The organism is Pseudomonas sp. UMAB-08, from assembly GCF_900095225.1.
In the GTDB taxonomy this organism is placed as follows: domain Bacteria; phylum Pseudomonadota; class Gammaproteobacteria; order Pseudomonadales; family Pseudomonadaceae; genus Aquipseudomonas.
Genome location: NZ_LT607419.1, coordinates 180,752 through 203,097, shown reverse-complemented (window position 1 = coordinate 203,097; position 22,346 = coordinate 180,752). Strand labels below are relative to the sequence as shown.

The following is a 22,346-nucleotide window of genomic DNA, read 5'->3' as shown; positions in this document are numbered from 1 at the left end:
TTAAAGAGAGTTCAAAAACGCCAATAATGCCGTGCGTTGTTCGGCGTTAAACGCCAATACCTGTTGCTGCGCGGCGTGCGCTTCGCCGCCGTGCCAGAGCACTGCTTCAAGCAGGTTTCGAGCACGACCGTCGTGTAAAAACTGTGTGTGACCACTGACGGCTTCTGTCAGGCCAATGCCCCACAACGGAGGAGTGCGCCAGTCGCGGCCAGTGGCTTGAAATTCGCTGCGATGGTCGGCCAGCCCTTCGCCCATATCATGCAGCAACAAATCGCTGTAAGGGCGGATCACTTGATTGGCCTGTTCGGGTTCGGCGGCGTTGGCACCGGTGGTGAACTGTGGCGTATGACACTGCTGACAGCCTGTTTGATAAAACAGAGTCTTGCCGGCCAGCACCTGTTGGTTGTCGACATCCCGTCGTGCGGGCACTCCCAGGTTGCGGCTGTAGAACAGTACCAGACGCAGAATGTTGTCGCTGACCTCCGGTTCGCCCTCAGGACCTTTACCGGTTGGCGCATTGAGACAGTCGACTTGGGTCGCGGTGCAGTCATCGACGGTTTTGAGGCGAGTGGTCAGGCCCATATCACCCGAGAAGGCGTGCGCATTTTGTTGGTTGAGAGTCGGCTGCCCGGCTTTCCAGCCAAATCGCCCCAGCACAATTTTCTGTTGTGCATCGTCCCAGACCCGGTTGGCGCGCCCGGCAATGCCATTGTTCTGTTTGTGTTGAGCATCGGCGTTGGCCAGAATTGCCGCCTCCGGGATCGCCTCCAACAGACCCAACCCAATCATCGGCGGTGCGACCCGCGCGGAAAAAAGGGTATCGGGGTGCATCGGGCCATAGCCGAGCTGGGTAATCTGCAGTTTGGGCTGGCGTAATTCGATCCGCGTGCCGTCCTTGAAGGTGACTGGCAGCAGGTCGTAGTCGACGCGCACTTTGCCTTCCGGTGCCACGCCAGGGATCGCCATGTCCTGCAATTGCCCACCATACACGGGCTCGGGCAGCACGCCCGATTGCTCGATGAGTGTGGAGTAGGCGGGGTCATTGGGGATCGACAGGCGCACCAGCATCGACACCGCATTGCTGTCGCCTGGCGCGGGTGGATGACCGCGGCCGTCCTTGATGTGGCAGTTCTGGCAGGCGTTGGTATTGAACAGCGGGCCCAGGCCGTCACGGGCGGTGGTGGTCGACGGCGCGATCACCCACGGGCTGCGAAAAAAGCTATTGCCGACGCTGAAATCCAGACGCCGCACTGGCGAAAGATTGGCTGAGGGCAGAGAAAAAGCATTCCGGTCCGTCTTGTTCACCGTCGCGCTTCCCCCTGACAACGCTTCCCCCGGCTCGGCTTTAGTGAAGCGCGGCGCGTGATCGCACGCACTCATGGTCATGACCAGGAGCAGGGGAAGGGATAGGCGGGATAGCAAGGGAATCACTGGAGCATCCTGATAGTGCGGTTTTGGCCTGACATACCGCCTCCGCAAATGCATTCACGCCCACAGAAAACATGCGTTTCCCTGTGGGCGTGAATTCATTCACGAAGACGCCATCACATTTACACATGTAATGGGTGTGAACCTTGAATCAGAACGCGTGATCAGCGTTGTCCGGGTTCAGGTCGGTGATGCCGAGCTTGGTCGCCGCTTGTTCGATGGCGCCGGTCTGGGTGACCAGTGATGCGATGGCGTCGCGCACGATCTGGTTGCCCTGGGTGTTGCCGGCAGCGATCAGTTGATCGAAGTGCTCGCCCTTGTTGGCGTGGTCGACGAGCACTTGCAGCTTGGCCTGCGTGGCGTTCAGGTCGGCCTTGAGCGTGGCGTCGGCGGTGGCGTCTGCTTTGGCGACCAGCGAGGACAGGCTCGGGCCGCTGATTTTGTTGCCGTCCACACGGGTGTATTCACCCAGGTAGACGTTGCGGATGCCCAGACCGTTGTAGAAGTGTGAGTTGTGCGTGTTGTCGCTGAAGCAGTCGTGTTCGTCTTCGCTGGAGTTGGCTTCCAGCGCGACTTTCATGCGTTCACCAGCCAGTTCGCCGAGGGACAGGCTGCCCATGCCGAAGAGCATTTTGCGCAGACCGCTTTCGCCGGACTCGGCTTCCAGGGTGGCGCGGTAGTTGTCCGCAACCCCCGGTTTCCAGTTGTCGACCATTTTTTCCAGGTCGCTGACCAGTAGGTCGGTCACTGCTTTGAGGTAGGCGCGACGACGATCATTGTGGCCGCCAGTGCCCGCTGCGCCTTCGACGTAATCAGTGGCTGGGCGCTCGCCGGCACCTGGACCGTTGCCGTGCAGGTCCTGGCCCCAGAGCAGGAACTCGATGGCGTGGTAGCCAGTGGCGACGTTGGCTTCAGAACCGCCCAGCTCGTTGAGGCTGGCCAGTTTTTCGCCGGTAATTTGCTTGACGTCGACTTTGTCTTCGCCGACCTGGATTTCGGTGTTGGCGATGATGTTGGCGTTCGCGCCCGGGTTGCCCAGCGCGTGCTGGTAATCGCCAGCGACGTAGTCGATCAGGCCTTCGTCCAGGGGCCAGGCGTTAACCTGACCTTCCCAGTCGTCGATGAGGGTGTTGCCGAAGCGGAAGACTTCACTCTGCATGTAAGGCACGCGAGCGGCAACCCAGGCAGCACGGGCTTTCTTGAGGGATGCGTCGTTGGGGTTGGCGAGGAAGTCGTTCACTGCGGTGCGCAAGGTTTTTGCGGTGGATTCGGCATCGCTGAACACGGCAAAGACCATGTTGGTGTAGTTGGCGACCACTGCCTTGGCCGCGACGTCGTCGAGCTGGCCTGCGGTAACGGGGGCTGTGGTAGCAGCAGCGGCAACCGGTGCTTGCGGCGCAGCGGCTTTGTCCTTGCCTTCGCCGCAGCCAGCGAGCGAGATAGCGATGGCCAACAGACTAGCGGTTGCGAGAGGCATACGAATCATGACGAAATCCTGCGTCGAGAAGTGAATAACACGCGTTAGCAATTGGAAAAACTGCGTCATAATGCGAAAGATATGCATTCTATGTAAAGGGGCAGCGCAGAAAAACTTGGTTACACACCATTTCGGCGTGTAACCATGGGGGGAAGGAGCGTTGGGGCGGGGTCGTTCCGGGTTACAGGATTTCCGCGTTGGAGCGCTGGGCGTGCTTCAAAAAAGCCAGCAGTTCGCGGGCGGGCAGGGGCTTGCTGTAGAGGTAGCCCTGGCCTTCGTGACAGCCTTCAGAAATGATGTAAGCCTCTTGTTCGGCGGTTTCTACGCCTTCGGCAATCACCTGCATGCCGAGACTTTTACCCAGTTGGATGATAGCGCGCACGATGGTGGCGTCATCGTCGTCATCGATCAGGTCCTGGACGAAGCTCTTGTCGATCTTGATTTTGTCCAGCGGCAAGCTCTTGAGGTAACTCAAGGAAGAATAACCGGTGCCGAAGTCATCAATGGCGATCAACGCGCCGGAGCGGCGCAGGCTCAGCAGGTGCTGGGCTGCGGTGCTGATGTCTTCCATCAGGCCGGTTTCGGTGACTTCCAGTTCCAGGCTGCGCGGCGGCAAGCGGTAAATCTGCAGCAGGTTGTTTACCACGCGCGGCAATTCGGCGTGGTGCAGTTGCACGGTCGACAGGTTGACGGCCATGCGCAGGTCACTGAACCCCTGGTCGTGCCATTCGCGTAACTGCCGACAGGCCTGATCGAGTACCCACTCGCCAATCGCGATGATCGTGCCGTTCTGCTCGGCCAGCGGAATGAACAGGTCCGGCGGTACCAGGCCGTGTTCGGGGTGCTGCCAGCGTATCAAGGCTTCAACCCCGACGACGCGGTGATCGCGGTAACTGATCTGTGGCTGATAGACCAGGTACAGCTGATTGCGTGGCAAGGCTTCACGCAGGTCTTTTTCAAGCTCGCGACGTCGACGCATTTCGCTGTCGACGCTGGCGATGTAGAACTGATAACGGTTTCGCGACCGGGACTTGGCCAGGGTCATGGTCTGTTCGGCTTTTTGCAGCAGTTTCTCGGTGCTGTCGCCATCTTCTGGAAACAAGGTGATGCCAATGGTCGCGCGCAGACGGATTTCCTGCTGGTCCAGCGCAAAGGGCGCTTCCAGATCGTCGAGGATGCTTTGCGCCAACTCGGCGGCCTCGTAGGGCTGTTCGATATCGGCTTGTACCAAGGCAAACTGATCGCCGCCCAAGCGGGCGAGGGCACCCAATCGGCCGCTGTGACCACGCAGGCGATCAGCCAGCGCCAGCAGCAGTTGGTCGCCAGTCTGGTAGCTGAACTGTTCGTTGATGCCTTTAAAGTCATCAAGCCCCACACACAGCACCGCAACCCGGCGTTGCAGGCGGCCGGCATCGACCAGAATCTTGTCCAGTTGTTGTTGAAATTGCTGGCGGTTGGGCAGGCCGGTGAGGAAGTCGTACTGGGACATGCGCAGCAGGCTGTTCTCGGCTTCGTGGCGCAGATGCGTGTTGCGTTCAATCGAGGCCAGCAACTGGTTGGCGGTGGTGACCCAGATGCCCAATTCGTTTTTTTCATGGCCCTTGAGCAGCGGCAGTTGATGCTCGCTGGGGCGGTCGGGGTTGATACTGGTCAGGTGTTCAATGATTTTCGACAGCGGTTTGGTCAGCAGCCAGTGATAGACCAGGTACAGCACCAGGCCCATGGCCAAGGCTCGCAGCACGCCGGAAATGAAGATGATCACTGAGCTGACGATAAAACTTTCGCCATAGGTGGCGGTGTCGAGGGTAATGCGCAGGTCGCCGTAATACTCACTGTACGGGCCGTGACCGACCAGTTGAGTGTTGAAGCTGCGCTCCTGTCCGAGGATCAGGTCGGTCAGCCAGCGGGTGGGCGTCTGTTTCAGTTCACGGGATTTTTCCGCGAGCATGGCTTCGTTCGGATGCCCGATGGACGCCATGCGCACGGCATTGTCCTGAAACAGGCCTTCGATGACCTGCATGCCCATCTCCCGGTCCAGGCTGTAGACCGCCTGGGTCGAAGGGTCGCGGAACATATCGAGGATGCGTCCGGCATCACTGGCGACGGCTTGTCGGGTCTTGTAGGCGTCGAAGACGATCTGCGCACAACTCAAGACCACCCCTACGATCAGCGCCGAGAGCAGCACCACGCGCAGCAGCTTTACCGACAAGCTGTTTTTGAGTTCCAGCTTCAAATGGTTATTCCTTAATCCGTGCTGGGAGCGTGTGACCGTGTGCGAGTATTGGTAAACACAAGCGGCTCGTCAAAGGGGCAATCGCATCTGGAGGTCAGTTGCGTGTACCTGCCGTTAACGCTGTTCTAGAGACCGAGGTAAGGCTCTCTCTATTTATGTCGGTCGAATACACGTGGAACTTGAGCGCTGACCTGTAAAGCTGTCAAGAAACTGATATTAGTCTGCTATTGCACGGTGACAATACAGAAAAGAGCGAAGCACAGACGAAAAAAAACCCGGCAATGCCGGGTTTTTTGTCTGGATCAGCGCTTAGGCTTTGAAGGTTTTGCCTTCAAATTGCTCAGCGACGAACTTCCAGTTAACCAGATTCCAGAACGCTTCTACGTACTTCGGCCGCACGTTGCGGTAGTCGATGTAGTAAGCGTGTTCCCACACATCGCAGGTCAGCAGCGGGGTTTCGCCGCTGGTCAGCGGGTTGCCGGCGCCGATGGTGCTGGCCAGAGCCAGGGAACCGTCAGCCTTTTTCACCAGCCAGCCCCAGCCGGAACCGAAGGTGCCGATGGAGGTTTTGCTGAACTCTTCTTTGAACTTGGCGAAGGAGCCGAACGCAGCGTTGATCGCGTCAGCCAGAGCACCGGTAGGTTCGCCGCCAGCATTTGGCGCCATGCAGTTCCAGTAGAACGTGTGGTTCCAGACCTGAGCGGCGTTGTTGAAGATACCGCCCGAAGAAGTCTTGATGATCTCTTCCAGGGTTTTGCCTTCGAACTCGGTGCCTGGCACCAGGTTGTTCAGGTTCACGACGTAGGTGTTGTGGTGCTTGTCGTGGTGGTATTCCAGGGTTTCACGGGAAATGTGCGGCTGCAGGGCATCGTGTGCGTAGGGCAGCGCTGGCAATTCAAAAGCCATGGTTAATCTCCTAATCAGGTCAGTTGCGGTGAGCGCAAGGCCGATCACGGGCGGCCAGACATAAACATGCGTCGGGGAGTTTGTACTCTTTGCGACGCAGGGGCTGGATCATAGCACCCGGCCTGCGCCATAACCACGCAACAACTGTGTGGAATAGAGGTTCCAGAGCCTTGTCGTAAACCTGATGATAAATATTGATCAGCCAACGAGACCTGATAACAACCGCAGATGGGGGGCTGCCCCACGGGTTTTATGCGTTGCCCCGAACACTCCGGACTCAGCTCGCTCGAATCAATTGCGCCGCCACACTGAACATCATCACCGCCACCAGCAGATCCAGCATGCGCCAGGTCGCTGGCCGCGCCAGCCACGGGGAGAGCCACGCCGCACCCACGGCCAGCGTGGTGAACCACAACAATGAGGCACTGGCGGCACCGACCACATAAGCGCCGGGCACACTTTGCTGCGCGCCAAGCGAACCTATCAACAGCACGGTGTCCAGATACACGTGGGGGTTGAGCAGCGTTACCGCCAAAGCACTGAGCAGCACGGCACGCCGTGAGCGCAGCCCGGGTTTTTCATTGAGTTGCAGGCTTTGCCGGGAGCATGCGCGACGCAGCGCCAGGCTGCCGTACCACAGCAGAAATCCCGCCCCGCCCCAGCGGGCAATCGACAATAACAGTGGGTTTTGAGCCAGCACATTCGCCAGCCCGAAAACCCCGGCGGCCACCAGCAGGGCATCACATACGACGCACAATGCCGCCACGGGCAGGTGATGTTCGCGGCGCAGGCTTTGTGCGAGGACGAATGCGTTTTGCGTGCCGATCGCCATAATCAGTCCTGCGGCCACCAACAGGCCATTGAGATAGCTTTGCCACATATCCGTCATTCCTCTTTAAAGCTACTCATGTTTGCGCGGCCATCAGCGTCAAAAATGGAGGCGTAATTGCTTGATTCATGCAGTTTGTGTGGCGAGTGTGGGGTGCTTGGCTGTATAAGAAAAACCAATAATGCTCATCACTCATTAGAGAAAATGATGTTCGACTACAAATTGCTCTCTGCTTTGGCGGCCGTCGTCGAGCAGGCAGGTTTCGAGCGTGGTGCTCAGGTCTTGGGCCTGTCCCAATCAGCGGTATCGCAGCGGATCAAATTGCTCGAGGCGCGGGTCGGTCAACCCGTGTTGATCCGTGCCACCCCGCCGAGCCCGACAGAGATTGGCCGACGCTTGCTCAACCATGTGCAGCAGGTGCGCCTGCTTGAACGTGATCTGCAAAGCCAGGTGCCGGCGCTGGACGAAGAAGGCATGCCCGAACGCCTGCGTATTGCGCTTAACGCCGACAGCCTGGCGACATGGTGGGCAGCCGCAGTCGGCGATTTTTGCGCCGAGCAGCATCTATTGCTGGACTTGGTGGTCGAAGACCAGGACGTGGGCCTCAAGCGGATGCGTGCCGGTGAAGTGGCCGCCTGTGTGTGCGGCACCGAGCGGCCGGTGGCTGGCGCGCGCAGCGTGCTGCTGGGCGCCATGCGCTATCGTGCAGTGGCGAGTCCCGGCTTTATCGCCCGGCACTTTCCGCAGGGCGTGACCGCCGTGCAACTGGCGCGCTCACCCGCGCTGGTGTTTGGTCCCGATGACTTTCTTCAGCACCGCTACCTGGCATCGCTGGGCGTGGAGGGGGGCTTCGAGCATCATTTGTGTCCGTCGTCCGAAGGGTTTCTGCGCATGGCCGAGGCAGGGCTCGGTTGGGGGCTGGTGCCGCAGGAGCAGATGCGCGATCAGATGCAACGCGGCCTGCTGGTGGAACTGCTGGCTGATCATCCCATCGATGTCCCGTTGTATTGGCATCATTGGCGCAATGGTGGTCAGTTGCTGACGCAGTTGACGGAGCACCTGACCCACCGGGCAGGCCAATGGCTAGTGCCGCTTAACATTCCGTGAGCGTCACCTGCTTCGAGCCATGCAATAAACAACACGTCATGAACACACAGTTAACGGAGCGGTAAATGAAGATTCTGGTCACCGGCGCAAGCGGCTTCATCGGCGGACGCTTTGCGCGTTTCGCGTTAGAGCAGGGCTTTACCGTGCGGGTCAACGGCCGTCGTGCCGAGGGCGTCGAGCATCTGGTGCGCCGTGGTGCGGAATTCATCCAGGGTGATTTGTCCGATCCCGAACTGGTACAGCGGTTATGCCATGACGTCGAAGCAGTGGTGCATTGCGCCGGAACCGTGGGGGTTTGGGGTCGTCGTCAGGACTTTCAGCAAGGCAACGTGCAAGTGACGGAAAACATCGTCGAAGGCTGCCTCAAGCAGCAGGTGCGGCGGTTGGTGCATCTGTCCTCACCGTCGATTTACTTCGACGGTCATTCGCATCTGGGAATCAAGGAAGAACAGGTGCCCAAGCGCTTCATCAATCACTACGCGGCGACCAAATACCTGGCAGAGCAAAAGGTCTTCGGTGCCGAGGAGTTCGGGTTGGAAGTCATCGCCCTGCGCCCGCGCTTTGTCACGGGCGCAGGCGATAACAGCATCTTTCCGCGGCTGTTGAACATGCAGCGCAAAAAGCGCCTGTCGATTGTCGGCAATGGCCTGAACAAAGTCGACTTCACTAGCATCCAGAACCTTAATGACGCACTGCTCAGCAGTCTGCTGGCGGCCGGCTCCGCCTTGGGCAAGGCCTACAACATCAGCAACGGCACGCCGGTTCCACTGTGGGACGTGGTGAACTATGTGATGCGTCAGATGGAACTGCCGCAAGTCACCCGCTACCGTTCCTATGCGCTGGCTTACAGCGCCGCCGCCTTGAACGAAGGCGCTTGCTTGTTGTGGCCCGGGCGCCCTGAGCCGACGTTGTCGCGGTTGGGTGTGCAGATGATGAGCAAGGATTTCACGTTGGACATCAGCCGGGCTCAGCATTATCTGGACTATCAGCCACGGGTCAGCCTGTGGACGGCACTGGACGAGTTTTGTGGCTGGTGGAAAGCGCAACAGTCGATTTGACGCAGGACCTCTTGGCCGGCGAGGCGAGTGGTTATACTGCAATCCTTTTCAGTCTTCAGCAGCTTCCAAAAGGTTTAACCATGCGTAACGACCCGCACGATGACTTCCATGATGTGCCGAACCTCAGTGCCAAAGACGACGATGACGATTTCGCACCGACTGCCGGTGCTCGTGATCGCACGACGGTGTATTCGCGCAGCACGCCAGTGGTGAAGGTCAAACGCGCCAATACCGGGCCTATCTGGGCATTGGTCGGTGCATTGTTCATTGCCTTCGCAGGGCTGGCCTGGTGGAGTTTTCAGCAGGTTTCGTTGATGGAGCAGCAACTGGTTGCGACTCAGGAAAGCTTTGCGCGCATCAGCGAGGAAGCGGCAGGGCGGTTACAGGACATCTCCGGGAAAGTGGTGGCGACCCAGTCGGTCGCCAGCAACGGCAGTGAAGCGTTGAAACTGCAAATTCAGAAGCTGGAAAGCAAACTGAACGATCAGGACAAACAGCAAGAGGGCGTCGTCGGCCAACAAAGTGGCTTGGGCAAGCGCCTGGAACAGATGTCTGCGCAGACTGCCCAGTTGCAGACCGCCAATACTCAGCTACAAGAGCAAGTGAAAAGCCTGGGCACCGAACTGGCGGCATTGAAAGGTGCACAGCCTGACATGAAGGCCACGCAGTCTATTCAAGCTCAGCTTGATGCTCAGATGAAAAGCCTGAACGCTGATGTGGCAGCGCTGAAAAAGCAGGGTAATCCAAGTGTGGCCCTCGACCGTCTCGAGCAAGAGGTATTGGTGCTCAAAAGCGAGCAGGACAATCGTCCGGCTGCAGCGGCTCAAGGTGGCAGTACCGCTGAGTTTGATGCGTTCCGTGGGCAAGTCACGCGCAACATCAGCACCTTGCAGAGCCAGATTCAGAATCTGCAACAGCAGATTAACGCCCGTTAGTCAGCAGTGAACACATAAAGGCGCGCGCACGCATCGGTGTATCGATAAAACCGGTGCGTAGCGTGGCCCGAAGTATTTACAGTGATTGGAATCAGGTCTGTTGCGTGTGGGGCTTTTCTGTTTATTGCGGTTTCTTGATAATGAGGGGCGGAGGGGCTTGTCTTTTGTTAGTTGTTTTGTAAGGTGTCGTTAGCGGCTGAGTTGCTCTTGGTCGGGGCGGGTTATAAAAAAGGTTTTATTCCCGTTAAATAAACACTTTTGCGATAACTAATTAATACCGGGTCATGCACGGTGTGCGTGCTCAGGTATAAGGACGATATTATGAATGGACCTGTTGATTCGAATAGCCCGGCTGTCGAAAACTATTTTAATGACGCCTGAGGCGTTGGTCATGCCCGTTGCAGGGCCGCCAAAAGTCCCGAAGATTAAGCCTCCTGCCAGAAAAGATACTTCCGAGGGCAAAACGTCGACTTCCAAAGATAAGCCGAAGGGCCCGCCAGCCGGGCCATCGGTCTTCCCGGACAAGCCAAAAGGCCCACCCGCCAGGCCACCGATGGTCTCGGACAAGCCAAAAGCCCCGCCGACCAAGCCTCAAGTTGATCAGGCGGGCTTGCCCACCCGAGAGCTTCCGGAAAAGCCGGCGCCTCGCAGCACTCTGGAAAGCGTCAGTACGGCCTTTGATATAGCCGCCAACGCGTTTTCGATCGCGTCCTCCATCAAAGACCTGTCCACCGGCCAACCCGCCCCCATCGCTAAGCTGGCCGACGGAACCGTGGTCAACAACGAAACGTCGACGGTTACACTTACCGATGGGAAAGTCATCGATGACGCTAAAAAGACCGTGACTCATCCAGACGGAAGCAAACAATACGCAGATGGAACGACCGAATATCCGGATGGGTCAATCAAAGACCCCGCCGGTGATATCAAATACCCGGATGGAAGGTGGTATTACTCGGCAGACAAAGTGATGCGTCATGTCGACGGCACTTTTGAATATGATGATGGCACTGTCATAGACGCAGACGGTAAACCCGTCGGCAAGCGTGCGTAGGAAGCGCAGGAATAAAATTTTACTGTGCAGGCACTGTTTGTAACGGGCGCTAGTTGTTTATCTAGTTCGTTAGACAAAAAAGCCCCGGCTCTCAGAGTCGGGGATTTTTTAGTTTAACGTGAACGTCTTACATGCGCGGGTAATCGATATAACCAACCGGACCCTTGCTGTAGAAAGTTTCTGGATGTGCGGGGTTCAGCGGTGCATCGTGTTGCAGGCGCTCCGGCAGATCCGGGTTGGCGATGAAGGGCACGCCGAACGCAATTGCATCGGCTTTGCCACTGGCCAGCCAGGCGTTGGCGCTGTCTTTGGTGAAGCGTTCGTTGGCGATGTACTGGCCGCCGAAGGCTTTTTTCAGTTGTGGGCCAAGGCTGTCGCCGGCTTCTTTTTCACGGGAGCAGATAAACGCAATCCCGCGCTTGCCCAGTTCACGGGCTACGTAGGTGAAGGTTTCGGACAGGTTCTCGTCGCCCATGTCATGGGAGTCGGCGCGTGGCGCCAGGTGCACGCCGACACGGCCCGCGCCCCAGACTTCGATGACCGCATCGGTCACTTCCAGCATCAGGCGTGCACGATTTTCCAGCGAGCCGCCGTATTCGTCGGTGCGGTGGTTGGTGCTGCTTTGCAGGAACTGGTCGAGCAGATAGCCGTTGGCACCGTGGACTTCGACACCGTCGAAACCGGCGGCCTTGGCGTTCTCTGCGCCCATGCGGTAAGCATCGACGATCTCGGCGATTTCAGCGGTTTCCAGGGCGCGTGGCACCGGGTAGTCGGACCGTGGACGAACCAGGCTGACGTGGCCCGCAGGGGCAATCGCGCTCGGAGCGACCGGCGTTTCGCCGTTGAGGTACGACGGATGGGAAATCCGGCCAACGTGCCACAGTTGCAGAACGATACGGCCGCCCGCAGCGTGCACGGCTTTGGTGATGTTGCTCCAGCCCCGTACCTGGTCGTTGGACCAAATGCCGGGCGTGTCAGGGTAGCCGACGCCCATTGGCGTGACCGAGGTCGCTTCGCTGATGATCAGGCCCGCCGAGGCGCGCTGAACGTAGTACTCAGCCATCAGTGCATTGGGGACGCGACCTTCATCGGCGCGGCAGCGGGTCAGCGGCGCCATGATGATGCGGTTCGGCAATTTCAGATCGCCCAGTGTGATCGGGTCAAAAATAGTGGTCATGGTGTAGAACCCTCTAAGGATCAGTTGGTAGCGGGTGCCAGGTCGGGGTTAACGCTCTGACGAAAAGTAATCAGGGTCACCAGCAGTGCGAGCACCGCCAGCGCTGCAGCGGCCACAGGCACGCTGGTCAAGCCGAAGCCGTGTGCGATCACGCTCCCACCCACCCAGGCGCCCAGGGCGTTGCCGACGTTAAAGGCGCCAATGTTCAGGGTCGAAATCAGGTTGGGCGCGGCCTTGCCGAAGGTCATCACGTTCACTTGCAGGGCGGGCACGGCGGCGAAGCTTGCGGTGGCCCAGAGGAACAGGGTTATTTCAGCTGGAATCAACGCGGTGCTGGTCCAGGTCAGTACGGTAGAGACCACCGCCATGACGGTGAACACGCCGATCAGGGTCAGCGACATGTTGCGGTCGGCCAGCTTGCCGCCAATCACATTGCCCAAGGTCAAACCCAGGCCGATCAGCAGCAGGGTCCAGGTCACACCGCTGGGTGATACCCCGGTGACGTCGCCGAGCAACGGAGCGATGTAGGTGAACAGGGTGAACACGGACGCGGCGAACAACACGGTCATGCTCAGTGATAGCCAGATTCCGGCGCCTGTGAGGGCGGCCAGTTCGGCACGCATGTCGAGTTTTTCCTCGTCATGTTTGGCCGGCAGGAAGCGCATCAAACCGATCAACGAGACCACACCGAGCACCGTCACCGCCCAGAAGGTCGAGCGCCAGCCAGCCAACTGACCCAGCGCGGTGCCCAGTGGCACACCCAACACGTTGGCCAGGGTCAAACCGGTGAACATCAAGGCGACGGCCGAAGCGCGGCGATTGGGCGCGACCAGGTTGGCGGCAACGACCGAGCCGATACCAAAAAATGCACCGTGACACAGGGCGGTGACGATCCGGGCGAACATCAGCACGTTGTAGTCGCTGGCGAGGGCGCAGAGCAGGTTGCCAATGATGAAAATCACCATTAGCGAAACCAGCGCGGCCTTACGCGGCAGCTTGGCGGTGACCAGGGCCATGAACGGCGCGCCGATGGCCACGCCCAGGGCGTAACCGGTCACCAGCCAGCCAGCGCCAGGGATCGAGACACCGAGGTCAGCCGCGACATCGGGCAACAGGCCCATGATCACGAATTCCGTGGTGCCAATAGCGAAGGCGCTCAAGGCCAGCATCAGTAGCGAAAGAGGCACGAAGCGTCTCCTGAAAAGTGGGAAGAAATCAGAGCTGCTTGTTCATTTCTTGCAGGAACGCCTGGATGTCGTCTTCGTTGCGTTTGAAAAAGTGCCATTGACCGACCTTCTTGTTGGTGATCAGACCGGCACGTTGCAGGACCGCCAAGTGCGCAGAAACGGTGGACTGGGAGAGGCCGGCACGTTGGTCGATCTGTCCGGCGCAAACGCCGTTGTCCAGCGAGTGATCCTGATTGGGAAAGCAGGCGTGAGGGTCTTTGAGCCACGCGAGTATTTCGCGGCGAACAGGGTGGGCGAGCGCTTTTATTATTTCGTCGAGGTCGATAGGCATGTCGTTCTCAAATCCGTGTATAGCGGTATATCGCGATGTGGCGAACTTTATATCTATATTTCGCGATATACAAATATGAAGGGGTGCTAAGCATCGCATAAAACGCTATATCGGGTTATATCGATATAGGCCTCGGTGCGGAATAGGCGTACGCTGAGCTCATGAATTATCTCGCACACCTCCACTTGGGCGGTCAGCGCTCGGCGCAATTGCTCGGCAGTCTGTACGGCGATTTCGTCAAAGGACCGCTGCCGGGGCGTTTTACCCCCGAACTCGAAGCGGCGATTCAACTGCATCGCCGCATTGACTCGTTCACCGATACGCACCCGCTGATCAAGCAATCCATCGCCCGCTTCCCGCTGGAGCGACGGCGTTTTGCTGGCATTGTGCTGGATGTGTTTTTCGATCATTGCCTGGCGCGGGACTGGGCGGTGTATGCCGAACAACCGCTGGATGCATTCACCTCCAGGGTTTATCGGGTGCTGGCCGCCGAACCGGCGTTACCGGAGCGTCTGGCCTTGATCGCGCCGCGCATGGCGGCTCAGGATTGGCTGGGTTCTTATCGGGAGTTCGAGGTGCTGGAGCAGGTGCTGAGCGGGATTTCCCGACGCTTGTCGCGACCGCAGGGATTGGCCGGCGCCATGCATGAATTGCAGGCGCTGTATCAGCCATTGAGTGCGGATTTCGCGACGTTCTACCCGCTGTTGCAGGATTTTGCTCAGGCGGCTTTGGCCGAGCGCAATTCCCTTGGTTGAGCGACCTCGCCAAACAGGGCCAGGTGCACGGCTTGCTGAGCCTGAAACGCCAGAGATGCGCGTTCCTGATGTTGGCTGGCAATCGGCGGGAGCAACTGGATATGCACATCGCCCTGCTCGTTGGCGAACAAGCGGCGCAGGTGTGAAAGCAGGTCGTCGTCGCCGATGAACGGCGCGATAGGGTCAGGCTTGCCGTCACGCAGATAACGAATGGCAACTGGTTGCAACGGCACGCCGGCATCGATTGCGCTGGACAGCAGGCGACCGTGGAAGGTACGCAGGCTGCGGCCGTCGGTGGTGGTGCCCTCGGGGAAAATCATCAGCGCATCATTTTCTTGCAAGTGCCGGGTCATTTGCCGCTGGATCAATCGGCTATCGCCCGAACCGCGACGAATAAACAAGGTGCCCGCTTTCAACGCCAGCCAACCGGCTACCGGCCAGGTCCGCACTTCAGCTTTGGACAGAAAGGACAGAGGGGCGAGCATTCCCAGTAAAGGGATATCGGTCCACGACACATGATTGCTGACCCACAGCATCGGCTCACGCGGCAGCTCGCCGCTGACGGTCACGCGAAAGGGCAGGGCGCCACTCAGGTGGGTCATGAACCAACTGGCCCAGCGTTGCCGACGCGCCATGGAGTTGCCGATGCGCAAGCGTTCAAGCACACCGAACGCGCCGGCAATCGTCAAGCCCAGCGCAATGACCCACAGCACCCGTGCGACACGGGCATAGCCGCGTACCCGGCTCATCACACGGCCGCCTTGAAGTGGCGGGCGTAACGGGGGCACAGCTCGTCGCGTTTGAGCAGAATGAAAACGTCGGCCACCTGGAAGTCTTCATCCCAGCACGGCTCGCCGCAGATCTTCGCCCCTAGCCGCATGTAGGCCTTGAGCAGTGGCGGCATTTCACAGATGACGTTGTTGGGCAGGTCAAAGACCGGCAGCGGATTTTTCGGCTCGGCGCGCAGGTGTTCGGTACTCAGATAGCGTTCGCGCAAGCGTTGCATGATCGCGTGAGCCTGGATGCCGCCGTCTTGCATCGGAATGCTGGCGCAGCCCATCAGGTAGCTGTAGCCGCCTTCATTGAGGATTTCCGCCAGCTCACTCCACAACACCGCGATGGTGCCGCCGTTGCGGTACGCCGGATCGACGCAGGTACGCCCCAGCTCCAGGATCGGGCCTTGCAGATGGCCGAGGCCGTGCAGGCTGAATTCCTCTTCGCTGTAAAAACGTCCCAGGGTGTTGGCGGCTTTATGGTCGAGCAAACGGGTAGTCGCCACCAGACGGCCCGTGGTGAGGTCGCGTACGCCGATGTGCGAGCAGTGCACATCGTAGTCATCCCTATCCAGGCCAAGTTCGGCGCCTTTGAGCTTGGCGTTGAACTCGCCACTGAACACGCTGAAGCGTAAAGACTGGGCTTCATGCAGTGCCTGTGCGCCAATCAGGCGTTCGGCCTGAAGGCGGCGTTCGGCACCTGTGTCACGACTGCGGGCGATCTGGGTCATGGGTCGTCTCCGTAAGCCAGCCATGGGTTTGCGGCCGGTCGACTGTGTGGTACGGAGTTAGGCTAGGGAGAGCCGATGTCACCACCATTAAGCTTTGGTGATGCTTGTATGACAGGGCTGCCAGAGGGTCATCGCTGCCTGGCAGATTGCCGTCACGGACCTCTCTGGTTTGTGACGAATCGCTGCTAGGGTTATAGAGACTTCGCAAGAGATCACGCCATGAATCTTCGGCTTTTTTCGCGTCTGTGCCAGGCCGTGGTGTTTGGCCTCTGCGCCCATTCGGCGTTGGCGCAAAACTGGCCTGGCGAACAATGGTCAAGCGCACCGGCGGTACAGAGCCCCGCAGTGCGAGCGTTCGAGGATTACGCTTTCCCTGCACGTGATGACACCACCCGCAAAGGCATTCGCACCGATGCGCTGTTGGTGATCCGCGACGGGCAACTGGTTTACGAGCGCTATGCGGCCGCGACCACGGCCAATACGGCGCATTTGACCTGGTCAGTCAGCAAAAGCGTGATGGCCAGCGTACTCGGTGTCGCGTTTGGTGAAGGGCGTTTTCAGCTGGGCGATTCTGTGAGCACATTCTATCCACCGTTCAAGGCCCATCCGGACATCCGTGTGCAGGATTTACTGCATTGGGCTTCGGGTCTGGACTGGCAGGAAGACTACGAGTACGCGCCGCTCAATTCGTCAGTGGTGGCGATGCTTTATACCCGAGGGCACGGCGACATGGCCCGGTTCACCGCCGGGCATGGCGTGGCCAGCGCGCCGGGAGCTGTCTACCGTTATTCCAGCGGTGACAGCAACGTATTGTCTGCAGCCTTGAAAGGCATGGTCGGTGACAAGGCCTACCTAGACTACCCCTGGACCGCGCTGTTCGAGCCGCTGGGCATTCGCAGCGCGGTGTGGGAAACCGATGGCAGCGGTATCTTCGTCGGCTCGTCTTATGTCTACATGAGCGCGCGGGATCTGGCGCGCATCGGCCTGCTGATGCAGCGCGGCGGTCGCTGGCAGGATAAGCAGTTACTGCCCAAGGCCTGGATCGACTTCAGCCTGACGCCATTCGCTCACAATCAGTCTGTGTCAGAAAATGAAGTGCCGGGCGGACAGTGGTGGTTGAATCGCCTGCCCGATGGCGCGTCCAGCACCTCAATAAGGCCTTGGCCCGATGCCCCTCCGGATGCCTTCGCCGCGCTCGGGCATTGGGGGCAGGCCTTGTATGTAGTGCCCAGCGCCAATCTGGTGATCGTGCGTTACGCCGATGACCGTGATGAGCGTTACAACGACGATCAACTGCTCAAGCGGGCACTGGCTGCTTTTGCCGGGGAGGGTGGCCAGTGAACAGTCACCGCTGGTTTATCCTGCGCCGGCCGTTCAGCAGCCTGCTGTTGCTGGTGGCCCTGATGATCACCGTGCTGGCTTGGCAGAACCGCGTTGCATTGTGGGTTTTCCCCAGCATCATCAGCGCCTATACGGCCAAGGAATATTGTTCGTGCCGATACGTGATGGACAACCCGGCTGACTATTGCACGGCCTACGTGAAGCAATACTTGCCCAGCAGCCTGCTCGATGACGTTGCGCATAAGCGCGTGACCGCCGGCGGCATGGGCCGTAGCAGCAGCGCGGCGTGGCAGAGCCCGCGTCAGGGTTGTCAGTTGGACCCATGACTGGCTGAGGCGTTGCCCGCCGTCGCTTTCACAGCATTTGCCAGCTCCCTGACAGCCGGTTAAGGTTGGCGCCAAATGCGCACCTGGAGCTTGCATGCACACGATGACCCGCCTGGCCCTCCTTGGCGTGCAGGCCCTGCTCGGGGTCCTGGCCTTGCCGGCCCACGCCAGTTGGTATCTGGATAACGAGTCATCGCGACTGTCGTTTATTTCCACAAAAAATGCTGACACGTCGGAAGTGCACCGCTTCCTCACCTTGCACGGTAAGGTCGACTTGAAAGGCATGGCCGAACTTCAGGTCGAACTCGACTCCGTCAGCAGTGGTATTCCCCTGCGCGACGAACGCATGCGTGATCAGCTGTTTGAGGTTAAACAGTTTCCTTCGGCGCAGATTGCCGCGCAGCTCGACTTGCAGCCGATCAACGACCTGGCGCCCGGTGCTCAACTGGAACTGCGCCTGCCGCTGACCGTCACCCTGCACGGCGCCTCCCACCGCTACAGTGCCGAACTGCTCGCCACCCGGCTCGATGATCGACGTTTCCAAGTGGTCACCCTGGAGCCGTTAGTGGTGCATGCCGAGGATTTCGATCTGGTGCCTGGCCTGAGCGCGTTGCGTAAGGTCGCCGGGTTGTCTGCAATCAGCTTGTCGGTACCGGTGGGTGCGGTGCTGATTTTCACGGCGCGCTGACATGAGCCGAGCGATCTTTGCCTGGCGCAGCAGCAATAAATTCAGTTTGCTGGTCGACGGTCCGGCGTTTTTCCCGCGCATGATCGAGGCTATCGAACAGGCGCAACATCAGGTTGAACTGGAACTTTATCTGGTCGAAGCCGGGGCCTGTGCCAATGCGGTGGTTCAAGCACTGGTCCATGCGGCGTCACGCGGGGTTGCTGTGCGCTGCCTGTTCGACGACTACGGCGCCCAGGCATTCACCCTGGACCTGCGCAATCGCTTGATCGAAGCCGGTGTTGTGCTGCGCTTTTACAATCCGGTGCATTGGCGCCGTGGTTTTCATAACCTCTACCGCGATCACCGCAAGTTGCTGTTGGTGGACAAGCGTCTGGCGGTGGTGGGGGGGACGGGCGTGACCGATGAATTCTGGTTGCCGGAGCAGAACACCTGCCTATGGCATGAAGTGATGGTGGAAATCACGGGGCCGATGGTTGCTGACTGGCAAGCGCTGTTCGACCGACAATTTCACGCTAATCATCGCCCGTTCGCATGGCGGCCGACGCTTCGCTTCGGGTTGCCGCACTTGCCCACGGTGCCGGCCGCCAGTCAGGGGTTGGGCCGCGTGGCTTACGCCGACGCCCGCCAGCACCGCGACATTCTGCAATCGCTGGTGCGTGCGATAAATAGTGGCAAGCGCCGAATCTGGCTGGCAACCCCGTATTTTCTGCCGACCTGGAAAGTCCGTCGATCCCTGCGTAGAGCAGCTATGCGGGGTGTCGATGTGCGCCTGCTGCTGACCGGTCCGCGTACCGATCATCCGTCGGTGCGTTATGCAGGCCATCGCTATTACCCGCGATTGCTCAAGGCGGGCGTGCAGATATTTGAATACCAGCCGTGCTTCTTGCATTTGAAGATGGTCTTGATCGACGACTGGGTCAGTATCGGTTCGTGCAACTTCGATCACTGGAACCTGCGCTTCAACCTGGAAGCCAATCTCGAAGCCCTCGACCCCGACCTGACACTCGCAGTCGCTGCCAGTTTCGAACACGACTTTGCGCTCAGCTCACAGGTCAGTCTCGAAGCCTGGGAGGCTCGGCCATTCTGGCGGCGGGTCAAGCAGCGTGTCTGGGGCTGGATTGACCGTCTGGTCGTCAATGTCCTCGACCGACGTGACTGAGCCTTCCCGCAGCTTTTCATCGTCGTAGTAGTTGCCTATTACCTGCATCGTCCCTATCGGCCGTAGCTTGACTACGCTTATTGCCCAAGCCCCACATCCAAGGAGAGCTTCAAATGGCCGCTAAAAAAATTCTCATGCTGGTTGGCGATTACGTCGAAGACTACGAAGTGATGGTGCCGTTCCAGGCGCTGCAGATGGTCGGGCATACCGTCCACGCGGTCTGTCCGGGCAAAACCAATGGCCAATCCGTGCGTACGGCGATTCACGATTTTGAAGGCGATCAAACCTACAGCGAAAAACCCGGGCACAACTTTGCCCTCAACTTCGATTTTGACCAGGTCAAGGTTGAGGACTACGACGCGCTGCTGGTGCCAGGTGGTCGTGCGCCGGAGTACCTGCGTTTGAACGAAACCGTGCTGGAGTGGGTACGGGCGTTCGACAAGGCCGATAAACCCATCGCGGCGGTCTGTCATGGCGCGCAACTGCTCGCCGCAGCGGGTATCCTCGAAGGCCGCCAATGCAGTGCGTATCCTGCGTGCGCGCCAGAGGTGCGTCTGGCAGGTGGCGAGTTCATCGACATCGCGGTTACCGCTGCGCACACCGAAGGTAATCTGGTCACCGCGCCAGCCTGGCCTGCGCATCCGAGCTGGTTGAATGGCTTCCTGAAACTGCTCGGAACCGAAATCATTCTGTAAGGAGGGCGTATGTGCGAGCTGTATGTCAAAGCTGATCCGATTCTCTACGAGTCGCGCTCACGGTCGTTGCGCATTTGCGGCGTGGTGACGACGCTACGCCTGGAAAATCAGTTCTGGGACATCCTCGCCGAGATCGCTCAGCTCGATGGCATGACCACCAATCAACTGATTGGCAAGCTGTATGAAGAGGTCATGGACTATCGCGGTGAGGTGGTCAATTTTGCCTCGTTCCTGCGAGTCAGTTGCACGCGGTATTTGAGTCAGCGCCGCGTGGTGGCGCCTGAGTTGAGCGTGGTGCGCTCCGCCGCCAAGTAATGCGCAAGGCATAAAAAAACCCACCATACGGTGGGTTTTTTATGCGATTGGCGTATTTGATGCGCCGCTTTTACTGAACTTCTACCGCCAGACTTTCACTGATTTTCTTCTGCCAGATAGCTGGCCCAGTGATGTGTACCGATTCGCCTTTGCTATCAACTGCAACGGTGACCGGCATGTCTTTGACGTCGAACTCGTAGATCGCTTCCATGCCCATTTCGGGGAAGGCCACGACACGGGATTTCTTGATCGCCTGGGCAACCAGATAAGCCGCGCCGCCGACAGCCATCAAATACACGGCTTTGTAGTCCTTGATCGCTTCGATGGCAGTCGGGCCACGTTCGGATTTACCGATCATGCCCAGCAGGCCGGTCTGGTCGAGGATCTGGCGGGTGAATTTATCCATCCGCGTTGCGGTCGTCGGGCCAGCAGGGCCAACCACTTCGTCGCGCACCGGGTCGACCGGGCCAACGTAGTAGATGAAGCGACCCTTGAGGTCGAAAGGCAGGGTTTCACCTTTGTTCAGCATCTCGACCATGCGTTTGTGCGCGGCGTCGCGACCGGTAAGCATCTTGCCGCTGAGCAGGATGGTTTCGCCGGTTTTCCAGCTCAGCACGTCTTCCGGTTTCAGGGTGTCGAGGTTGACGCGGCGCGCGGACGGGCCAGCTTCCCAGACGATTTCCGGGTAGGCGTCCAGCGGTGGCGCTTCCAGCGAGGCCGGGCCACTGCCATCGAGCACGAAGTGCGCGTGACGGGTTGCCGCACAGTTAGGAATCATGCACACCGGCAACGAAGCCGCGTGGGTCGGGTAGTCCATGATCTTCACGTCGAGCACGGTGGTCAGACCGCCAAGGCCCTGAGCACCGATGCCCAGTTGGTTGACCTTCTCGAACAGCTCCAGACGGATCTCTTCGATACGGTTGGACGGGCCACGCAGTTTCAGCTCGTGAATGTCGATGGACTCCATCAGCACTTGCTTGGCCATCACTGCAGCTTTCTCGGCGGTGCCGCCGATACCAATGCCGAGCATGCCAGGCGGGCACCAGCCAGCGCCCATGGTCGGTACGGTTTTCAGCACCCAGTCGACGATCGAATCGGACGGGTTGAGCATCGCCATCTTCGATTTGTTTTCCGAGCCGCCGCCTTTGGCCGCCACGTCCACTTCCACGGTGTTACCCGGGACGATGGAGTAGTGGATGACTGCCGGGGTGTTGTCCTTGGTGTTTTTACGAGCGCCAGCCGGGTCGGCCAGGATCGAAGCCCGCAGGACGTTTTCCGGCAGGTTGTAAGCGCGACGCACGCCTTCGTTGATCATGTCGTCCAGGCTCATGGTGGCACCGTCCCAGCGCACGTCCATGCCCACACGAACGAATACGGTCACGATGCCGGTGTCCTGGCAGATCGGCCGATGGCCGGTCGCGCACATGCGCGAGTTGATCAGGATCTGGGCGATGGCGTCACGGGCCGCAGGCGACTCTTCGCGAAGGTAGGCCTCATGCATGGCCTGAATAAAGTCTACGGGGTGGTAGTAAGAAATGAACTGTAAGGCGTCGGCGACGCTCTGTATCAGGTCGTCTTGCTTGATCACGGTCATGTGGCACGCTCCTCTGCTAGGACGGGAACATTCGATTAGCTGTTTCCAACAGTACCGCCGTGCTCTGCTGAAAAACATCTTTAAGTAAGCGCGCCGACTCACAACGCCGACGCAAAAAAGGCGCCGCAGTATAGCGTGGGGTTGGCCCGGGCACATCCGCTTGCGTGCAAACGAAGGTCGGGCAAAGGGTGGGCACTGTTTTTGCGTGGTTAGAAAAACGTTGCCGTAATGGGGGACGAGAATTGAA

22 protein-coding genes are annotated in these 22,346 nt (G+C 59.1%); 11 read left to right on the top strand and 11 right to left on the bottom strand.

All coding sequences use genetic code 11. The features are described 5' to 3' along the window. From K0F75_RS12745 to K0F75_RS12725, 5 genes are all read right to left on the bottom strand, one after another. The gene (locus tag K0F75_RS12745; RefSeq protein ID WP_257604363.1) at window positions 1-1,386 is read right to left on the bottom strand and encodes a di-heme oxidoredictase family protein; all 1,386 of its coding nucleotides are present in this window, start codon (window positions 1,384-1,386) and stop codon (window positions 1-3) included. Between the two features lie 193 nt (window positions 1,387-1,579). Then, a complete protein-coding gene (locus K0F75_RS12740) occupies window positions 1,580-2,914 on the bottom strand; it encodes an imelysin family protein (RefSeq protein WP_219062219.1) in 1,335 nt (444 codons plus the stop codon). A 172-nt stretch (window positions 2,915-3,086) separates the two neighbouring features. Next, on the bottom strand, window positions 3,087-5,138 hold the full coding sequence (locus K0F75_RS12735; RefSeq protein ID WP_219062218.1) for a bifunctional diguanylate cyclase/phosphodiesterase: 2,052 nt from the start codon (window positions 5,136-5,138) through the stop codon (window positions 3,087-3,089). A gap of 309 nt (window positions 5,139-5,447) precedes the next feature. Further along, window positions 5,448-6,044 (bottom strand): superoxide dismutase [Fe], encoded by a 597-nt coding sequence (sodB, locus tag K0F75_RS12730; protein WP_219062217.1) that lies wholly within the window; start codon window positions 6,042-6,044, stop codon window positions 5,448-5,450. Window positions 6,045-6,321: 277 nt separating this feature from the next. Then, window positions 6,322-6,924 (bottom strand): LysE/ArgO family amino acid transporter, encoded by a 603-nt coding sequence (locus K0F75_RS12725; protein WP_219062216.1) that lies wholly within the window; start codon window positions 6,922-6,924, stop codon window positions 6,322-6,324. 156 nt (window positions 6,925-7,080) lie between these two features. Between K0F75_RS12725 and K0F75_RS12720 the strand changes: the two genes are divergently transcribed. The 4 genes from K0F75_RS12720 (at window position 7,081) to K0F75_RS12705 (ending at window position 11,027) form a co-directional block, all read left to right on the top strand. Then, window positions 7,081-7,980: a LysR family transcriptional regulator ArgP gene (locus K0F75_RS12720; protein WP_219062215.1), complete on the top strand. Its 900-nt coding sequence runs from the start codon at window positions 7,081-7,083 to the stop codon at window positions 7,978-7,980. A 65-nt stretch (window positions 7,981-8,045) separates the two neighbouring features. Beyond that, a complete protein-coding gene (locus tag K0F75_RS12715) occupies window positions 8,046-9,038 on the top strand; it encodes an NAD(P)-dependent oxidoreductase (protein WP_219062214.1) in 993 nt (330 codons plus the stop codon). Between the two features lie 80 nt (window positions 9,039-9,118). Further along, window positions 9,119-9,973 carry an ATPase gene (locus K0F75_RS12710; RefSeq protein WP_219062213.1) on the top strand — a complete coding sequence of 285 codons (855 nt, stop codon included), beginning with the start codon at window positions 9,119-9,121 and terminating at the stop codon, window positions 9,971-9,973. Window positions 9,974-10,298: 325 nt separating this feature from the next. Beyond that, window positions 10,299-11,027 (top strand): hypothetical protein, encoded by a 729-nt coding sequence (locus tag K0F75_RS12705; protein WP_219062212.1) that lies wholly within the window; start codon window positions 10,299-10,301, stop codon window positions 11,025-11,027. 127 nt (window positions 11,028-11,154) lie between these two features. On the opposite strand, the gene K0F75_RS12700 is transcribed toward K0F75_RS12705, so the two are convergent. The 3 genes from K0F75_RS12700 to K0F75_RS12690 are packed head-to-tail and all read right to left on the bottom strand — an operon-like array spanning window position 11,155 to window position 13,722. Beyond that, a complete protein-coding gene (locus K0F75_RS12700; protein WP_219062211.1) occupies window positions 11,155-12,204 on the bottom strand; it encodes an alkene reductase in 1,050 nt (349 codons plus the stop codon). Window positions 12,205-12,224: 20 nt separating this feature from the next. Next, on the bottom strand, window positions 12,225-13,391 hold the full coding sequence (locus K0F75_RS12695) for an MFS transporter (protein ID WP_219062210.1): 1,167 nt from the start codon (window positions 13,389-13,391) through the stop codon (window positions 12,225-12,227). A gap of 28 nt (window positions 13,392-13,419) precedes the next feature. Then, entirely contained in the window at window positions 13,420-13,722 is a 303-nt protein-coding gene (locus K0F75_RS12690; protein ID WP_219062209.1) for a helix-turn-helix transcriptional regulator, read from the bottom strand. 161 nt (window positions 13,723-13,883) lie between these two features. Between K0F75_RS12690 and K0F75_RS12685 the strand changes: the two genes are divergently transcribed. Beyond that, window positions 13,884-14,477, top strand: a complete 594-nt coding sequence (locus K0F75_RS12685; protein ID WP_219062208.1) for an ACP phosphodiesterase — start codon at window positions 13,884-13,886, stop codon at window positions 14,475-14,477. On the opposite strand, the gene K0F75_RS12680 is transcribed toward K0F75_RS12685, so the two are convergent. Further along, window positions 14,441-15,226 carry a lysophospholipid acyltransferase family protein gene (locus tag K0F75_RS12680; protein WP_219062207.1) on the bottom strand — a complete coding sequence of 262 codons (786 nt, stop codon included), beginning with the start codon at window positions 15,224-15,226 and terminating at the stop codon, window positions 14,441-14,443. The genes K0F75_RS12685 and K0F75_RS12680 overlap by 37 nt on opposite strands. Next, window positions 15,226-15,981 (bottom strand): L-ornithine N(alpha)-acyltransferase, encoded by a 756-nt coding sequence (gene olsB, locus K0F75_RS12675; protein WP_219062206.1) that lies wholly within the window; start codon window positions 15,979-15,981, stop codon window positions 15,226-15,228. The genes K0F75_RS12680 and olsB overlap by 1 nt, the downstream gene beginning before the upstream one ends. 219 nt (window positions 15,982-16,200) lie before the next feature. Here olsB and K0F75_RS12670 point away from each other — a divergent pair, with 219 nt between their 5' ends. From K0F75_RS12670 to K0F75_RS12645, 6 genes are all read left to right on the top strand, one after another. Continuing rightward, window positions 16,201-17,322 (top strand): serine hydrolase, encoded by a 1,122-nt coding sequence (locus K0F75_RS12670; protein ID WP_219062205.1) that lies wholly within the window; start codon window positions 16,201-16,203, stop codon window positions 17,320-17,322. Beyond that, a complete protein-coding gene (locus K0F75_RS12665; RefSeq protein WP_219062204.1) occupies window positions 17,319-17,648 on the top strand; it encodes an amidase in 330 nt (109 codons plus the stop codon). Before K0F75_RS12670 ends, K0F75_RS12665 begins: the two co-directional genes overlap by 4 nt. A gap of 94 nt (window positions 17,649-17,742) precedes the next feature. After that, complete coding sequence (locus K0F75_RS12660; RefSeq protein WP_219062203.1) at window positions 17,743-18,336, top strand: YceI family protein; 594 nt, start codon at window positions 17,743-17,745, stop codon at window positions 18,334-18,336. 1 nt (window position 18,337) lies between these two features. Then, window positions 18,338-19,495 carry a phosphatidylserine/phosphatidylglycerophosphate/cardiolipin synthase family protein gene (locus K0F75_RS12655; RefSeq protein ID WP_219062202.1) on the top strand — a complete coding sequence of 386 codons (1,158 nt, stop codon included), beginning with the start codon at window positions 18,338-18,340 and terminating at the stop codon, window positions 19,493-19,495. A 113-nt stretch (window positions 19,496-19,608) separates the two neighbouring features. Beyond that, a complete protein-coding gene (locus K0F75_RS12650; protein WP_219062201.1) occupies window positions 19,609-20,190 on the top strand; it encodes a DJ-1/PfpI family protein in 582 nt (193 codons plus the stop codon). 9 nt (window positions 20,191-20,199) lie between these two features. Continuing rightward, entirely contained in the window at window positions 20,200-20,505 is a 306-nt protein-coding gene (locus K0F75_RS12645; RefSeq protein ID WP_219062200.1) for a ribbon-helix-helix domain-containing protein, read from the top strand. A gap of 70 nt (window positions 20,506-20,575) precedes the next feature. Here the strand turns inward: K0F75_RS12645 and K0F75_RS12640 are convergent, their stop codons facing one another. Then, the gene (locus K0F75_RS12640) at window positions 20,576-22,099 is read right to left on the bottom strand and encodes a fumarate hydratase (protein ID WP_219062199.1); all 1,524 of its coding nucleotides are present in this window, start codon (window positions 22,097-22,099) and stop codon (window positions 20,576-20,578) included. Window positions 22,100-22,346 lie beyond the last annotated feature (247 nt).

Excerpts from the sequence above, each read along its gene's own strand:
- K0F75_RS12745 (WP_257604363.1), bottom strand. The coding sequence starts at position 1,386 with ATGACCATGAGTGCGTGCGATCACGCGCCGCGCTTCACTAAAGCCGAG.
- K0F75_RS12740 (WP_219062219.1), bottom strand. The coding sequence starts at position 2,914 with ATGATTCGTATGCCTCTCGCAACCGCTAGTCTGTTGGCCATCGCTATC.
- sodB (WP_219062217.1), bottom strand. The coding sequence starts at position 6,044 with ATGGCTTTTGAATTGCCAGCGCTGCCCTACGCACACGATGCCCTGCAG.
- K0F75_RS12725 (WP_219062216.1), bottom strand. The coding sequence starts at position 6,924 with ATGTGGCAAAGCTATCTCAATGGCCTGTTGGTGGCCGCAGGACTGATT.
- K0F75_RS12720 (WP_219062215.1), top strand. The coding sequence starts at position 7,081 with ATGTTCGACTACAAATTGCTCTCTGCTTTGGCGGCCGTCGTCGAGCAG.
- K0F75_RS12715 (WP_219062214.1), top strand. The coding sequence starts at position 8,046 with ATGAAGATTCTGGTCACCGGCGCAAGCGGCTTCATCGGCGGACGCTTT.
- K0F75_RS12710 (WP_219062213.1), top strand. The coding sequence starts at position 9,119 with ATGCGTAACGACCCGCACGATGACTTCCATGATGTGCCGAACCTCAGT.
- K0F75_RS12705 (WP_219062212.1), top strand. The coding sequence starts at position 10,299 with ATGGACCTGTTGATTCGAATAGCCCGGCTGTCGAAAACTATTTTAATG.
- K0F75_RS12700 (WP_219062211.1), bottom strand. The coding sequence starts at position 12,204 with ATGACCACTATTTTTGACCCGATCACACTGGGCGATCTGAAATTGCCG.
- K0F75_RS12690 (WP_219062209.1), bottom strand. The coding sequence starts at position 13,722 with ATGCCTATCGACCTCGACGAAATAATAAAAGCGCTCGCCCACCCTGTT.
- K0F75_RS12685 (WP_219062208.1), top strand. The coding sequence starts at position 13,884 with ATGAATTATCTCGCACACCTCCACTTGGGCGGTCAGCGCTCGGCGCAA.
- K0F75_RS12680 (WP_219062207.1), bottom strand. The coding sequence starts at position 15,226 with ATGAGCCGGGTACGCGGCTATGCCCGTGTCGCACGGGTGCTGTGGGTC.
- olsB (WP_219062206.1), bottom strand. The coding sequence starts at position 15,981 with ATGACCCAGATCGCCCGCAGTCGTGACACAGGTGCCGAACGCCGCCTT.
- K0F75_RS12670 (WP_219062205.1), top strand. The coding sequence starts at position 16,201 with ATGAATCTTCGGCTTTTTTCGCGTCTGTGCCAGGCCGTGGTGTTTGGC.
- K0F75_RS12660 (WP_219062203.1), top strand. The coding sequence starts at position 17,743 with ATGCACACGATGACCCGCCTGGCCCTCCTTGGCGTGCAGGCCCTGCTC.
- K0F75_RS12655 (WP_219062202.1), top strand. The coding sequence starts at position 18,338 with ATGAGCCGAGCGATCTTTGCCTGGCGCAGCAGCAATAAATTCAGTTTG.
- K0F75_RS12650 (WP_219062201.1), top strand. The coding sequence starts at position 19,609 with ATGGCCGCTAAAAAAATTCTCATGCTGGTTGGCGATTACGTCGAAGAC.
- K0F75_RS12645 (WP_219062200.1), top strand. The coding sequence starts at position 20,200 with ATGTGCGAGCTGTATGTCAAAGCTGATCCGATTCTCTACGAGTCGCGC.
- K0F75_RS12640 (WP_219062199.1), bottom strand. The coding sequence starts at position 22,099 with ATGACCGTGATCAAGCAAGACGACCTGATACAGAGCGTCGCCGACGCC.